Annotated in this window: 12 protein-coding genes; 9 read left to right on the top strand and 3 right to left on the bottom strand. The window is 32.0% G+C overall.

Annotated elements, in window-relative coordinates; all coding sequences use genetic code 11:
• The first annotated feature begins 33 nt into the window (after positions 1 to 33).
• Positions 34 to 1,347, top strand: a complete 1,314-nt coding sequence (gene murA / locus OLM54_RS12200) for a UDP-N-acetylglucosamine 1-carboxyvinyltransferase (protein WP_264534899.1) — start codon at positions 34 to 36, stop codon at positions 1,345 to 1,347.
• Between the two features lie 12 nt (positions 1,348 to 1,359).
• Positions 1,360 to 2,235: a cation diffusion facilitator family transporter gene (locus tag OLM54_RS12195; protein WP_264534898.1), complete on the top strand. Its 876-nt coding sequence runs from the start codon at positions 1,360 to 1,362 to the stop codon at positions 2,233 to 2,235.
• A gap of 199 nt (positions 2,236 to 2,434) precedes the next feature.
• Here OLM54_RS12195 and OLM54_RS12190 read toward each other — a convergent pair whose 3' ends face one another.
• The 3 genes from OLM54_RS12190 to OLM54_RS12180 form a co-directional block, all read right to left on the bottom strand.
• Complete coding sequence (locus OLM54_RS12190; RefSeq protein ID WP_264534897.1) at positions 2,435 to 4,924, bottom strand: DUF5686 and carboxypeptidase regulatory-like domain-containing protein; 2,490 nt, start codon at positions 4,922 to 4,924, stop codon at positions 2,435 to 2,437.
• 347 nt (positions 4,925 to 5,271) lie between these two features.
• Complete coding sequence (gene aroQ, locus OLM54_RS12185; RefSeq protein WP_264534896.1) at positions 5,272 to 5,685, bottom strand: type II 3-dehydroquinate dehydratase; 414 nt, start codon at positions 5,683 to 5,685, stop codon at positions 5,272 to 5,274.
• Positions 5,686 to 5,816: 131 nt separating this feature from the next.
• Positions 5,817 to 6,374, bottom strand: coding sequence for a porin family protein (locus tag OLM54_RS12180; protein WP_264534895.1), 558 nt, complete (start codon positions 6,372 to 6,374; stop codon positions 5,817 to 5,819).
• Between the two features lie 247 nt (positions 6,375 to 6,621).
• On the opposite strand from OLM54_RS12180, the gene OLM54_RS12175 reads away from it, so the two are divergent.
• The 7 genes from OLM54_RS12175 (at position 6,622) to OLM54_RS12145 (ending at position 12,871) form a co-directional block, all read left to right on the top strand.
• Positions 6,622 to 7,125 (top strand): porin family protein, encoded by a 504-nt coding sequence (locus OLM54_RS12175; protein WP_264534894.1) that lies wholly within the window; start codon positions 6,622 to 6,624, stop codon positions 7,123 to 7,125.
• Between the two features lie 223 nt (positions 7,126 to 7,348).
• Positions 7,349 to 7,954: a porin family protein gene (locus tag OLM54_RS12170; protein WP_264534893.1), complete on the top strand. Its 606-nt coding sequence runs from the start codon at positions 7,349 to 7,351 to the stop codon at positions 7,952 to 7,954.
• Positions 7,955 to 8,154: 200 nt separating this feature from the next.
• A complete protein-coding gene (locus OLM54_RS12165; protein ID WP_264534892.1) occupies positions 8,155 to 8,730 on the top strand; it encodes a porin family protein in 576 nt (191 codons plus the stop codon).
• Positions 8,731 to 8,838: 108 nt separating this feature from the next.
• Complete coding sequence (locus OLM54_RS12160) at positions 8,839 to 9,456, top strand: porin family protein (protein WP_264534891.1); 618 nt, start codon at positions 8,839 to 8,841, stop codon at positions 9,454 to 9,456.
• Between the two features lie 179 nt (positions 9,457 to 9,635).
• A complete protein-coding gene (locus tag OLM54_RS12155) occupies positions 9,636 to 10,214 on the top strand; it encodes a porin family protein (protein ID WP_264534890.1) in 579 nt (192 codons plus the stop codon).
• A 79-nt stretch (positions 10,215 to 10,293) separates the two neighbouring features.
• The gene (gene xerD / locus OLM54_RS12150) at positions 10,294 to 11,190 is read left to right on the top strand and encodes a site-specific tyrosine recombinase XerD (RefSeq protein ID WP_264538562.1); all 897 of its coding nucleotides are present in this window, start codon (positions 10,294 to 10,296) and stop codon (positions 11,188 to 11,190) included.
• A gap of 160 nt (positions 11,191 to 11,350) precedes the next feature.
• Positions 11,351 to 12,871, top strand: coding sequence for a PAS domain-containing protein (locus tag OLM54_RS12145; protein WP_264534889.1), 1,521 nt, complete (start codon positions 11,351 to 11,353; stop codon positions 12,869 to 12,871).
• Positions 12,872 to 12,912 lie beyond the last annotated feature (41 nt).

Raw genomic sequence — 12,912 nt, 5'->3', positions numbered from 1 at the left:
GAATCTCAGAACCTCAGAACCTAAAAGACATCTATGGGAATTTTTAAAATCGAAGGAGGAATTCCTTTAAAAGGAGAAATCACTCCGCAAGGAGCAAAAAATGAGGCATTACAAATTTTATGTGCCGTGCTTCTAACGGGGGATAAAGTAAAAATTAATAATATTCCCGATATTATTGATATCAATAAATTAATCACTTTGTTGGGTAATTTAGGAGTTAAAATTCAACGCAATGAACCGGGTTCGATTACGTTTCAGGCTGATGAAGTTAATGTTGGATATTTAGAAACAGAAGCTTTCAAAAAAGAAGGTGGAGCACTTCGTGGTTCTATTATGATTGTTGGACCGCTTTTGGCACGTTTCGGAAAAGGATATATTCCAAAACCGGGAGGAGATAAAATTGGTCGTCGTAGATTAGATACACACTTTGAAGGTTTTATTAACCTTGGAGCAAAATTCAGATACAACAGAGAAGATCACTTTTACGGAGTAGAATCTCCTGAAGGAGGACTTACAGGAACAGATATGCTGCTTGATGAAGCATCTGTTACCGGAACAGCAAACATTGTTATGGCTGCAGTTTTAGCAAAAGGACAAACAACAGTTTACAACGCTGCCTGCGAACCTTATTTGCAACAATTGTGTAAAATGCTGAACTCGATGGGAGCTAAAATTACCGGAGTTGGTTCAAATTTATTGACTATTGAAGGTGTTGAAAGCCTTGGTGGATGCGAGCACACAATTCTTCCGGATATGATCGAAATTGGTTCCTGGATTGGTCTTGCGGCGATGACAAAAAGCGAAATCACAATCAAAAATGTAAGTTGGGAAAATTTAGGTTTGATTCCAAATACATTCAGAAAACTTGGAATTACTATCGAGAAACGCGGAGATGATATTTACATTCCTGCTCACAAAGATGGTTACGAAGTAAAAACAGATATCGATGGTTCTATATTAACTATTGCAGATGCGCCTTGGCCAGGATTTACGCCTGATTTATTGAGTATTGTTTTGGTTGTGGCAACACAAGCAAAAGGCGATGTTTTAATTCACCAAAAAATGTTCGAAAGCCGTTTGTTTTTCGTGGATAAATTAATCGATATGGGAGCAAAAATTATGTTATGTGATCCGCACAGAGCGGTGGTTATGGGACATAATTTCGAATCTCAATTAAAAGCAACAACAATGTCATCTCCGGATATTCGTGCCGGGATTTCATTATTAATTGCTGCGCTTTCTGCAAAAGGAACAAGTACAATTCAAAATATAGAACAAATCGACCGTGGATATGAGCGTATCGACGAGCGTTTGAGAGCTATTGGCGCAAAAATCGTGAGAGCGTAAAAAATAGTCTAAATGACAGATGAAAAAAAAGCTATAAAAGCTACTATCTTTAGTATAGTCGGAAACACCTGCTTAGCCTTGATAAAAGGTTTGGCAGGTTTTTTTGGCAATTCTTACGCCTTGATTGCAGACGCGATCGAATCGACTGCAGACATATTTTCGTCTTGTTTGGTTTTATTCGGAATCAAATATTCGAACAAACCAGCCGATGAAAATCATCCGTATGGTCATGGGCGCGCCGAACCTTTAATTACTTTTTTGGTAGTTGGTTTTTTAATTACATCGGCAACTATTATTGGCTACGAAAGTCTTGCAAATATTCAATCATCACACGATTTACCAAAATCCTGGACTTTGTATGTTTTAGGAGCAATTATCATCTGGAAAGAGTATTCGTATAGATTGGTAATGAAACGAAGTAAGGAAACAAATAGTTCCTCTTTAGCAGCAGATGCTTGGCACCATCGCAGTGATGCAATTACTTCTGTCGCAGCATTTGTTGGTATTTCCATAGCGCTGATTATGGGAAAAGGTTACGAATCTGCAGATGATTGGGCGGCACTTTTTGCTGCTTTTTTTATCTTATATAATAGTTATAAAATTTTCAGACCTGCTCTTGGCGAAATCATGGATGAACATTTAAATGATGATTTAGTCGAAGAAATTCGTGTAAAAGCGTTGACGGTTCCGGGAATCCTGGGTACCGAAAAATGTTTTATTCGTAAAGCAGGAATGAAATATCATGTAGATCTTCACGCAATAGTTTCGGCAAAAATTTCTGTGAAAGAAGGGCATGATTTATCACATAAACTGCAGGACACTTTAAAAGAAAAAATACCTCAATTAGGAAATGTTTTGATCCATATTGAACCAGATGATTATCATTGAGGAAAGGTTCAAAGTTTCAAAGGTGCAGAGGTACTAAGGTTTTAAAAATTTTTAAACTTTGGCAAAGATAGAAGCTTCAAAATCCGTTTATTCTTTAAAGAGTAAACGGATTTTTTATTGGTATGATAAGTTCAAGTGAAGCCAAGAACGTCTCAAAAAAGCATCATCCTTTGTTCCTCTGCACCTTGAACCTTTGTACCTAATCTAAAACATTTAAAATCTTCAAGCCAAATACAACACCATTTTGTTGAATTCCACTTTGGTAAGAATGAACATAATCTATTCGGAACAATTTAAATTTACCGAAACCAAGATTATCTAAGCCCACTGTAAACTCAGAATAAGGTTTTCTGTCTGGAATTGCCAATGAATGAAAACCAAGATTCATTGTTGATTTTAATAAATTTAATAGCGGAATTTTATTCATAATAAATCCCGTATCATTATATTCTAAATGGTTTTCAAAATAACTGTTATTTGTACTATTGGCATAATAAGGCATTAAATTGAAAACATTCAAATAACGGTCGCTTGTACCAATGTGAGTTTGGTTTCCGTTAAAATGTCTATAGTCGATAAACGATATGTTTTCGGCATTAAAAAACTTTCCGGCTCTGAAATTCATTCCTAAAATTCCTTTATTCTGGAGTGATAAATCATATTGTACAGATGCGCCAATTCTTTCAAATTCATATTTTTTCTCGCTTGCAGCAAAAGCTTTTTCAAATGCTAAAAATAGAGTTGGATATTTATCATCTTTAAAATTATATCTTCCGTCAGGTCTTGAAATGTATTTATTTCCAAAGTTGATTCGGGCTGTCAAAGCGGCTTTAAATAAATGATGCGGATCAAATGCAGGGATAATAAAATCATTTGGCGCAAGCGGATTATTCGATGAATAAATATCATCCTTTTTAAAGAATGAATAATCAGTTGTATTAAAAAGCGGTTTTCGCTGTTCGTAAGCTACTTTTGCATTCAGATTTACTCCGTTTGCAACATCTTGTGCATAATTAATCTGAGCAAATTCTAAATTATACAACTTCATATAATTGTCTTTGAAAAATAAAGAACTTATAGAATTGACAAGCTTGCTTATTGGTTCTGCACTATTAAATTGTGCCGTTTTTGTTCCGCCCGATATGCCAATTGTTGCGAAATTAATGTTGTTGAATTTATGATTGAATTCTCCAATAACGCGGAAACGTTCATCAGAAAAACCATAATTAAAAGTAGTTTTTACAGAAGTGGTTTTTCCTTCCTCTTCATTCCATGTTTTAAAAGAGAAACCGGAATCTAAATTAAACCCCTGAACGGTGTTAAAACTCAGTGAAGTAATGTTTAATAAACCCTCATAACTGAAAGAATATTTTTTAAAAGTGTTTTTGTAATCATAACCGGCCAGAATATCCCAAACCTTAAACTTATTGTTTTTTGCATCAATAGAATCCGTATATTTTTGAGATTTTCGAATGATTTGTAAACTGTCTTTTTTAGTATAATCTGTGCTTTCTTCGATCGTTAACGGAATTGGACGAATTTCATTCCAAAAAGTATTGTCTTTTTTATTGGCATTAGCTTCAAAAGCAACAATTTCGTTCGTAAAAGTTTTCTTTTCAAACGAATCAGGAAATTCATAATTGGAATAAACATAATTAAATTGTCCTGAAAATTTTACACCAAAAATTCCCGCATTAAATGAAAGTGTCTGCGCATTTTTAGACCAGATTTTATTTGCAGCATTATAATTAAAGCTCTGTTTTAAAGTCATAATTTCAGTAAATTCATTCTTCATTCGGTACCCTTTTATATCGAGATCGATCGCATAAATGGCAAAACTGTCATCAACAATATAGATATAACCTTCAAAAACAGGCTCTTTATCGCGTTTTGGCGTTACTTTAATTTTATTGATTTCATGATTATTAGCATCAAAAAAAGTTCCTTCGAGTTTGTATTTATAATAGTTGAATGCATTATCAGCAATTGGCGAAATCAAATTGATATCGAAGTCTAAAGTATTGTCATAAAAATCATAATAGGATAAAGTTGCTGTATTATAACTGTATCCTTTATTGTTTCCGGAAATACGTGAAGCAATGATTTTTTCTTTTAGTTTATTGGGTTTTTCATAAGCAATTTTCGAAACGGTTTCAGATAAATACAAAATTCCGGTTCCTGTAGAATCCAGATTAGAAGACATATCATCGCCAAGATCTACTTTTTGACCAAGAATTTTTTTTGGTAAATCTTTCACTTTAAACATTCCTTTAGAGTAAAAATCGGCAGTATAACGGGACGTTTTTTCAGCGTTTTCTTTTTTGTTTGCAATAGCGCTTCTTATAATTGCATTTGCCGGATTATTTTTGGGATCAATAATTACTTCATTTAAAGTAAAACTTTCCTCGGGCATTTTTACATCCAGAATAACTGTTTTAGAATCTGGCGAAACGGAAAGTTTTTGAGTTTTAAAGCCTAAATATTGAAAAATGATTCTGTTTTTACCAATCTCTTTTACGATAAGCTGATATTTTCCCTGCTCGTTTGAGGTTGTTCCGCTGTATGTGTTTTCTTCAAAAACAGAAACAAAAGGCAACGGATTTCCTTTTTCATCGGTAATCGTTCCTTTGATTTGGGCAAAGTTTGAAATCGAAAAAAATAAAAAGGCAAGTAAAGTAAATTTTTTCATGAAAGTAGTTTCTCTCACAAAAATAGAATAAGTAAAAAGCGAGCCTATTAATTATTTGTTAAATATTAAAACCTTACAACTCTGTCAGACTGAACGCCCCGATCCCGAAGCTTAGGGCAATTTCATTAAGCTAATCTTTAGAAAATAAAATCCGTTTTTATCTGCGTTTTACGAAGTAAATCTGTTTTATCCGCGTCAAAATTAGACGCTGATTTTACTGATTTGCTAAAGCGAAAACACTGATAAAAATGGATTTTTCTAATTACCTTCTTGATTAAACTGTTAAGTAATTTTGTGGATTTCCCCTTAACTAAATGACATTGATTTTAGGCACGGGAGAAGCTTTTTTACAAAAAAGACTGAATCGCTAAGTCGTAACTTTTTAATCCAAAGCCCAAAATGACCCCTTTTGCATTTCCTGACAAATATGATTGATGTCTGAAACTTTCACGCGCGTATGTATTCGAAATATGAACTTCGATAACCGGAGTTGTAATTGCTTTCATGGCGTCGCCCAAACCTATAGAAGTATGCGTGTAAGCGCCAGCATTTAAAATAATTCCATCAAATGTAAAACCAACTTCCTGGATTTTTCCAATCAATTCGCCTTCAATATTACTTTGGTAATAGGAAAGCTCAACGTTTGGAAATTTGTGTTCCAGTTTTTCGAAATAATCTTCAAAAGTTTGACTACCGTAAACTTCAGGTTCTCTTTTTCCCAGAAGATTTAAATTTGGACCGTTGATTATAGCGATTTTCATAAGTGATTTAAATTTTAATATAGTGATTTGAATTCATTTATGTTTCATAAAAAACATTTCACAAGAATGTAAAAATAAAAAAACCGTTCTAATTAATAGGACGGTTTTTATAAAAGTATGTGATATTATTTTTAGAACATAAATCCGGCAGACAATTGTACTGTGGAGTTTTTAACATCTGCATTTTTTGAAGCTTCTGTTAAGCCTAAACCGTAACGACCCTGAACAAAGAAGTTTTTGGTAATTTTATATCCTAATCCGGCATTAAGTCCAAATTCGAAAGTTTCTCCATCTTCTACATCAAAATCATTTTTTTCGCTAACTAAAAAGGAAGCTTGTGGACCAACCTCAAGACTAAATGAATCTGTTAGGTAAAACTTAGCCATTACAGGAATTGATATGTAGCCTAATTCATTTTTAAATTCCTGATCTACATTTTTGTAAGTTGCTCCCTGAGTAGAATATAAAAGCTCTGGCTGAACAGAAAATCTGTCTAGTAATTTAATTTCGGCAACTAATCCTGCGTGAAAACTTGTAATGCCTTCTTTATCAAAATTTTGTTCAGGAAATGCGTCTCCGGTTTGACTGGCGAAATTTACCCCTGCTTTAACACCTATCTGTAGTAATTGTGCCTGAATTGTAGCCGATGTTGCAATGAACAATACAGCTGCTAATAATATCTTTTTCATAGAATTGTCTTTTTAAGATTAAAATTGTTTTATAATATTAAAACTACAGTTTTTTCATTTTATTGCTTTTATACATTGCTTTAAAAAAATAACAAAATTTACATTTTTCAAATCAGCAATCGAGGTTTGCTCTATTCCTTTAAATTAAATTCTGTCTTATTTTAATACAATAAACACTTCTAGTGGATTTTTAAAGGTAAGAATAAACTTATTTTTATGTATTAATAACAAATTAAAAAAAATAAAAATGAAAAAAATGATTTTCGCTGCTATTGCAGTAATGACTTTTGGTTTTGTAAGTGCGCAGGACAATGGATTTAAGGTTGGTGCTCATGTTGGTTTGCCGGTTGGCGATAGTAAAGATTTGTTTTCTGTGAATCTTGGTGTTGATGTGGCATATTTATGGAAAGTAACTGATAAATTTAGTGCAGGTGCGACAACTGGATATTCCGCTTATTTAGGTAAAAGTAAGATGTATACTTTTGGGCCTTTGTCTTATGAGCTTACACAAAAAGATGTATCATATATTCCTGTAGCTGCTACTGCGCAGTATTCTATTGTAGATAACTTTTTTGTAGGTATTGATTTAGGATATGCAATATCTGTTACAGATGAAGCTGATGGAGGATTCTTGTATCAGCCAAAAGCAGGATACCAAAACAAAAAGATTGAAGTTTATATGGGATATAAAGGGATTTCTGATCATGTAGACGTTTCTTCTATTAATTTAGGATTTAATTACAAGTTCTAATTTAAAACAATCCTTTTTTAGAGAAACCTTCCTCAATTTTGAGGAGGGTTTTTTATTTTATTTCTTTTTGTTTCTTGACTTTTAACAATTTATTATTTAATTGTTATGTTATTTAACATGATTTTGGCTCTTAATTACTACATTATTTGTTAAAAAACAAGATTTTTTTTGTAAAGTATAATTTTATATTTGGCACGTAAATTACAAACCAAAAAAATTAAAAATGAAAAAAATTATGTTAACTGCGGCAGCAGTATTGGCTTTTGCCTTTTCAAATGCACAAGAAACTAAATTTGGAGTTAAAGCTGGTCTTAACATTTCTAACATAGGTGGAGATGTTGAAGATAATTCAGCTATTGTTGGTTTCCATGTAGGTGGATTTGCTGAAATTAAATTATCAGAAAAATTCGCAATTCAACCAGAATTATTGTTTTCTACTCAAGGATCTAAAATTGAAGATTCTGGTGAAAATTTTTCTGCAGAAGATAAATTGAACTTATCTTACATTAATGTACCGATTATGGCTAAATTTTATGTTGCACCAAAATTCAGCCTTGAGGCTGGACCTCAAATCGGATTTTTAGTTAGCGCTAAAGATAAATACAAAGAAACATTTGATGGAGAAACTATTTCATCTAACGAAGACGTTAAAGACAATTTTAAATCTATTGACTTCGGTGTAAATCTTGGAGCTGGATTTGATTTTACAGAAAATCTTTCTGCCGGTGTTCGTTATAATATCGGTTTATCAAATATTGCTGAAGCAGAGGGTGAAGATTTCAAGTTAAATAACAGTGTTTTCTCTTTATCTGTAGGATACAAATTCTAATCTTTTCATTAAGATATTTTAAAGCCTTCTTATTTGAGAAGGCTTTTTTATTTGCTTGATTTTTAACAATCTATCATTTAATTAAAATGTTTATTAACAAAACTTTGGCTCTTAATTACTACATTATTTGTTAAAAAACAAATTATTTTTTATGAAGAATAGTTTTATATTTGGTTATTAATTTTAACCAAACATATAAAATGAGAAAAATTATTTTATCTGCAATTGCAGTTATGGCATTTGGGTTTACCAATGCTCAGGAAACAAGATTTGGAGTTAAAGGAGGCCTGAACCTTACGAATTTTTCTGGAGATGTTGATACAGAATCTTTAGTTGGATTCCAAGTTGGAGGTTTCGCAGAAATTAAAATTATAGAAAGATTGGCAATCCAGCCAGAACTTTTATTCTCTACTCAAGGAGCAAAATATAATTATATCGGAAGCAATGATGGCGATTTAAAATTAAACTATATCAATGTACCGGTTTTAGCAAAATTCTACATCACTAAACAGTTTACAGTTGAAGCAGGACCTCAAATTGGGTTTTTAGTTTCTGCTAAAGATGAAGGAGATGATGTTAAAGATTTTTACAAATCAACAGATTTCGGTTTTAATTTTGGCGCAGGTTACAATTTTACTGACAATCTTTCACTAGGTTTACGTTATACCGTTGGTTTGTCTGGCGTTGTTGACGGAGGTGATTATGATGATATAGATGATTATTACGATAGTGCAAAGAATAGTGTATTAGCTTTAGCATTAGCATATAAGTTCTAATGTTTATTATACAATATATAAAAGCCTTCTCAATTGTAGAAGGCTTTTTTAATAGAGGATCAATTTAAATAATACAGATTTTAATTAATTATAAATAAATAACAAAAAATGAAGAGAATTATTTTGTCTGCAATTGCAATTATGGCATTTGGTTTTACAAATGCACAAGAAACTAAATTTGGTTTAAAAGGAGGTTTGAATATTTCAAATTTTTCGGGCGATACTGAGGGAATTGATTTTAAATCCAGAATCGGATTTAATATTGGTGCTTTTGTAGAGATTAAACTATCAGATAAATTTGCGATACAACCAGAGGTTTTGTATTCTACTCAAGGTGCTACGGCTGATGATTTTGCAGATTTTGAAACAGGTATTACAGGTGACGTTGCTTTTAAACTTAACTATATAAATATTCCTGTTATGTTTAAATATTATGTTGCAGAAAAATTTAATATTGAAGCAGGACCACAAATAGGTTTTTTAACTTCTGCAAAAACAACTACAACATTAAACGGATATTCAGGTGAGCATGATATGGATGTAAAAGATAGTTTTGAATCAGTTGATTTTGGTTTAAATCTTGGAGCAGCATACGATTTTACAGAGCATTTTTCTGCGGGATTGCGATACAACTTGGGTTTGGCAAATACTGCTAAAACTGAACCTGGAGATGATTCAAAAGTTCATAACGGCGTTTTTTCGGTAAATGTTGGATACAAATTCTAATTATACTTTTTGATATTCAAAAGCCTTCCAAATATGGGAGGCTTTTTTATTATATTGAGTTAACAATAAATTTATTTTAACATAATCCTGTTTAATTATAGAATTATTTGTTAAAAAACAAATCCTTTTTCACTAACTATAGGTTTATATTTGCCACTTAATTTTAACCTACAAATAAAATGAAGAAAATTATCTTATGTACTATTGCAATAATGGTATTTGGGTTTGCGAATGCGCAAAAAACTAGATTTGGAGTAAAAGGTGGTCTTAATATCGCTACGATAAATGGTCTTGATGATGCTAATGCATTAATTGGTTTTCAATTAGGTGGTTTTGCTGAAATCAATATTTGGAAAAAATTATTCATTCAGCCAGAACTTGTATATTCTGCTCAGGGAGCTAAATTTGATAGATATTATGGTGATCCAGGCTTTACCGTAAATTTAGATTATATCAATGTTCCTGTGTTAGCTAAATATTATATTACAAAACAATTTACTGTTGAAGCTGGACCACAACTTGGTTTTTTAGTTTCAAGCAAAAACATTAACAATGAAAAATCAGTAGATTTAGGCTTTAATTTTGGAGCAGGATATAATTTTACAGATAATTTCTCTGCAGGTATTCGTTATACTGTAGGTCTTACAAATGTATATGATACTCATTATGACTATAATAATGATGATTATTATGGAGATTATTTAGATAACAGACGTACAAATGGTGTTCTTGCATTAACTGCAGCATACAAATTCTAATTCTTTTTTAGAATATTTATAAAAACCTTCCGTAATCCGGAAGGTTTTTTTATGCTTAAAAATGTTTTACTTTGTAAGTATGAAATGGAATACTTATATAAAAGATTATCAATCGTATTTGCGTATCGAAAGAGGATTGTCTAAAAACACCATCGAAAATTACGGCTTCGATATCGAGCGATTATGTCTTTTTTTAGAAACAAATCAAATTGAAGTTTCTCCCATAAATATTACTGATGAAACAGTTCAGCAATTTATATATTCAGTTTCTAAAGAAGTAAATCCACGTTCGCAGGCGAGAATAATCTCCGGACTAAAAAGCTTTTTTAATTACTTAATTTTTGAAGATTACAGAAAAGACAGTCCGTTAGAATTAATCGAATCGCCAAAAACCGGACGTAAATTACCGGATACTTTATCTGTAGAAGAAATTGATGCACTTATTGCTGCGATAGATTTAAGTTCAAACGAAGGCGAAAGAAATCGTGCAATGCTAGAAACTTTATACGGTTGCGGACTTCGGGTTTCTGAATTGGTTTCGCTTAAAATTTCTGACTTATTTTTTGAAGAAGGTTTTATCAAAATTACCGGAAAAGGAAATAAAGAACGTTTTGTTCCTATTGGAAAAGTGACGCAGAAATATATTCAAATCTATCAAAACTCAATTCGGAATACCTTAAATATAAAAAAGGGTTTTGAAGATACATTATTTTTAAACAGGAGAGGAAACCAGCTTACGCGTTCGATGATTTTCGCCATAATAAAAAACCTCGCCGCACAAATCAATCTTCATAAAAATATTAGTCCGCATACTTTGCGTCATTCCTTTGCAACACACTTGCTTGAAAATGGGGCAGATTTAAGATCAATTCAGTTAATGCTTGGACATGAATCGATTACGACAACCGAAATTTATGTGCATTTAGACCGAAGTTTTTTAAAAGAAGTTATGCATTCTTTTCATCCAAGAAAGTAGTTTTTACGTATATATTGGTGTTGTTGTATTTTTATGTCTTAAAAATTAATATCTTGTATTATATTTCTGCATTAATAGGGTTAAAAACAATAACTTATCTCTTTTTCTGTTATTGGTTAAAGATTAATTTTAATAATTCAGTTTGCATAAATAGATATATATGGTTTTTGATTTATATGAAAATGAGGATTGTTTAGAGGTGAATAATTTTTATAAAAAATTGTTTGCTGAAATGCCTGATTTGCTTTTTCAATTTGTAATCGATTGTAATAATAACTACACTTTTCCCCTTGTTAGTAAATCGGCAGATGAAATTTTTGAATTACAAGCGACAACTTTTTCAAACGAAATCACATTAATTATTTATAACAGAATTCATCCCAATGACAGAGACTTATTTTTTCAGTCTTTGGTAAAAGCCCGTAAAGAAATAAAACCCTGGGTAATTGAATTTAGAGCCATTTTGCCCAAAAAAGGATTGCGCTGGTTTAAAGTTTCTTCAAAAACAGAATTAGCTCCGAATGGCTGCGTTAGTTTTTTTGGACATGTTTCTGATATTACGGACTTAAAAGATAAAGAAGAAAAATTACGTATCTCCGAAGAACGTTTTCAGTTTGCCCTCGAAGCTTCAACCACCGGAATCTGGGATTGGAACATGGTTACAAACAGTGTTTTTTATTCTTCACTTTCACTTAAAATTTTAGAATTAGAATCAGCAGATATTTTTGATGATCCGGAACGCTGGGACAAAATTGTACATCCCGATGATTTGCCAAAATATTATTCAGACATTCAGGAACATTTTGATAATAAGATTCCATATTATGAAAATTACCATCGTGTAATGACTTCCAGCGGTAATTATAAATGGATTCTGGATAGGGGAAAGGTTATAGATCGTGATGAAAACGGGCGTCCATTGCGTGTTATCGGGACGCATACCGATGTTTCTTTGCAGAAAGAAAAAGAACTGGAGCTTTTAAAAACCATGAAACTTTATAGCGATCAAAACAGTCGTTTATTGAATTTTTCCCATATAGTTTCTCACAATTTAAATACGCAGGCAGGAAACATAAAATCGATTCTGGATTTTATTGATGCCGATATAGATAAGGCAACAATTAATGAAATGTTGATTCATCTTAGAACTGTTTCTAATGATTTGAATGAAACTATTTCGAATTTAACGCAGATTGTAAAAACGCAAAGCAATATTAATATCGCCGTTGTTCCTTTAAAACTGAACGAATATATCGATAAAACAATTGCAACAATTAAAGGTTACGACAAGCAAACAAATGCTACGATTGTAAATAATGTACCTGAATATTTAAAGATCAATTTTAATCCGGCATATCTTGAAAGTGTATTGTTGAATTTTGCAACAAATGCTATCAAATACCGTCATCCTGATAGAGATCCTGTTATTACTTTTGATTTTGCTATTGAACCCGACGGGCATAAATCATTGAAGATTACAGACAATGGTTTAGGTATCGATTTGGCAGTTTATGGCGATTTATTATTCGGAATGTATAAAACATTTCATAAACATCAGGAAGCTCGCGGAATTGGCTTGTATATAACCAGAAATCAGATTGAAGCGATGAAAGGAACAATTTCTGTAGAAAGTGAAGTAGAAGTAGGAACCAGTTTTAAAATCATATTTAACGATATGTAAATCGAGCCTTCGACTTCGCTCAGGATGACATTAGGTTCAAA

It is taken from the genome of Flavobacterium sp. N1736 (assembly GCF_025947065.1).
In the GTDB taxonomy this organism is placed as follows: Bacteria; Bacteroidota; Bacteroidia; order Flavobacteriales; family Flavobacteriaceae; genus Flavobacterium.
This window is presented reverse-complemented; position numbering and strand designations above follow the sequence as displayed.

Bases quoted from the DNA above. Each gene is read 5' to 3' on its own strand.
- murA (WP_264534899.1), top strand. From the start codon at position 34: ATGGGAATTTTTAAAATCGAAGGAGGAATTCCTTTAAAAGGAGAAATC.
- OLM54_RS12195 (WP_264534898.1), top strand. From the start codon at position 1,360: ATGACAGATGAAAAAAAAGCTATAAAAGCTACTATCTTTAGTATAGTC.
- OLM54_RS12190 (WP_264534897.1), bottom strand. From the start codon at position 4,924: ATGAAAAAATTTACTTTACTTGCCTTTTTATTTTTTTCGATTTCAAAC.
- aroQ (WP_264534896.1), bottom strand. From the start codon at position 5,685: ATGAAAATCGCTATAATCAACGGTCCAAATTTAAATCTTCTGGGAAAA.
- OLM54_RS12180 (WP_264534895.1), bottom strand. From the start codon at position 6,374: ATGAAAAAGATATTATTAGCAGCTGTATTGTTCATTGCAACATCGGCT.
- OLM54_RS12175 (WP_264534894.1), top strand. From the start codon at position 6,622: ATGAAAAAAATGATTTTCGCTGCTATTGCAGTAATGACTTTTGGTTTT.
- OLM54_RS12170 (WP_264534893.1), top strand. From the start codon at position 7,349: ATGAAAAAAATTATGTTAACTGCGGCAGCAGTATTGGCTTTTGCCTTT.
- OLM54_RS12165 (WP_264534892.1), top strand. From the start codon at position 8,155: ATGAGAAAAATTATTTTATCTGCAATTGCAGTTATGGCATTTGGGTTT.
- OLM54_RS12160 (WP_264534891.1), top strand. From the start codon at position 8,839: ATGAAGAGAATTATTTTGTCTGCAATTGCAATTATGGCATTTGGTTTT.
- OLM54_RS12155 (WP_264534890.1), top strand. From the start codon at position 9,636: ATGAAGAAAATTATCTTATGTACTATTGCAATAATGGTATTTGGGTTT.
- xerD (WP_264538562.1), top strand. From the start codon at position 10,294: ATGAAATGGAATACTTATATAAAAGATTATCAATCGTATTTGCGTATC.
- OLM54_RS12145 (WP_264534889.1), top strand. From the start codon at position 11,351: ATGGTTTTTGATTTATATGAAAATGAGGATTGTTTAGAGGTGAATAAT.